Genomic DNA, 1,889 nt, shown 5'->3' on the forward strand with positions numbered 1-1,889 from the left:
CGCATACCGCTCCTGGCGCCAGCCGTCGGGTGCGCCGGAGAGCCTCCAGCTCAGACGGGGGCGGCTCTCGCCGATGCCGAGCGGATCCCGGTGGTGCTCGATGCGCGGCGCGGAGACGATCGTCATGCTCCTCATCCTCGCCGATCCCGAGGACAACGGCGATGGAGTCGGACGATCTCGTGCCCCACGACTCCCGCGCCGCCCCGGGGTCACCCGGTCGTCGGGGTGCGTCGCAGGTGGGCGTCGTTCGTGCCGGGGTATCCCCTTCGAGAAGAACAGCGACAGGAGGCGCCGATGAGGATCGAGCCGATCAGCGCCGTCCCCAGCGACGAGTCGAGGTTCTGGAACACGCCCTGGAGCCCGCCCACCTCACTCGTCTCCTTCTCCGTCACGCTCGACATGTTGACATTCCCCAGCTGCGAGGCGAGCAGTCCGAGGGCTGCTCCGGCGAGGAACATCCCGGTCGCGAAGAACACGCTGCGCAGGTCGATCGTCGCGGAGCCGAGCAGGATGACGGCGCTCACGACGAGGGACACCTGCCCGATGCGCACGATCATGCGTGGCGAGAGCACGCGCGAGAGCCGGGTGCCGACGATGGAGAACAGCACGAGGGCGATCGAGAGCGGGAAGATCCGGACGCCGGTCTCCAGTGCATCGAGGCCGAGGGTCATCTGCAGATAGACCGGCACCATGAAGAACAGCCCCGCCGTCACCGTGTACTGCGCTCCGAGCACGAAGAGCCCGCTGCGCAGCGACGTGATCGAGAACATGCCCACGTGGATGAGCGGAGAGCGGCCCAGGTTCTCGAGAAGACGCTGGCGGGAGAAGAAGAGTGCGAGGAGCACGATGCCGAGCACGATGAACCAGGCGGCGGGGGAGATGCCGAGCGGTGCGATGGCGACGTCGCCGATGGTGGGCGGATTCAGCGGAAGCACCCATCCCCAGGTCTTGCTCTGCAGCATCCCGAACACCACCGCGACCAGTCCGATCGAGGACAGGGCGACGCTGAGGAGATCGATGCGCACGCTCTGCCGTGGCGTCGGATCCGTGACGATCCGGGCGCACAGCACCACACCGATCATGATGAGCACCTCGGCGGCGAACACGTAGCGCCAGTCGAAGTACGTCGTGACGAATCCTCCGATCAGGGGTCCCGCTGCGACGGCCGCTCCGGACACGGCGCCGATGATCGCGAAGGCCGTGATGCGCTCGCTTCCCCGGTAGTTGTCGGTGACGAGCGCCGCGATGGCCGGGATGACGAGCACAGCACCCAGCCCCTCGACGATCGACCAGCCGAGGAAGAGGAACTGCACGTTCGGGCTCAACGCAGTGATCAGCGAGCCCGCCGCGTACACGCACGACCCGATCACGAACGCCCTGCGACGACCCCACACGTCGCCCAGCCTCGCGCCCAACAGCATGAACGCGGCCATCGTGAGGGTGTAGAAGGTGATGGCGCCCTGCATCGCGGTCGACGGTGGTGTCGAGGTCGGACACCACCGTCGAGATCGACACGTTCATCACGGTGCCGTCGAGCACCATCACGAACTGCGCGGATCCGAGGACGGCGATGACACCCCAGCGCTTCATGGCGACTCCTTCGAGGGAGCGGATCCCCTCGTGGGGAGCCTCCCCGCCGTGAGCGCGGCGCGGAAGCTCGTGAAGTCGCGTTCGTTCTGATCGGCGTAGGTGTCGGCGAAGACGCAGACGGCCTCCTCGAATGCCCGCCCGCGACCGAGATACCCGGCGACCTCGACGCGGTCCCCGCTCCTGGCGTGCCCTCGGGCGAGGGTCTCGCCGCAGATGCGCGCATACAGCGTCGCCCCGCGCGGAGTCATCGTCTCCGGATCGATCCCGCCTTTCCAGTCGTGCAGCTGGCGCACGTAGAA

2 protein-coding genes are annotated in these 1,889 nt (G+C 67.7%); both read right to left on the minus strand.

Going from position 1 to position 1,889, the window contains the following annotated elements; genetic code table 11:
* Nucleotides 1-209 precede the first annotated feature (209 nt).
* Complete coding sequence (locus KZA10_RS13795) at nt 210-1,466, minus strand: MFS transporter (RefSeq protein ID WP_256934860.1); 1,257 nt, start codon at nt 1,464-1,466, stop codon at nt 210-212.
* A 120-nt stretch (nt 1,467-1,586) separates the two neighbouring features.
* On the minus strand, nt 1,587-1,889 hold a 303-nt coding region (locus KZA10_RS13800; RefSeq protein WP_218683164.1), incomplete at its 5' end, for a DUF2252 family protein.

Source organism: Microbacterium sp. BF1 (genome assembly GCF_019279095.1).
Lineage (GTDB): Bacteria > Actinomycetota > Actinomycetes > Actinomycetales > Microbacteriaceae > Microbacterium > Microbacterium maritypicum.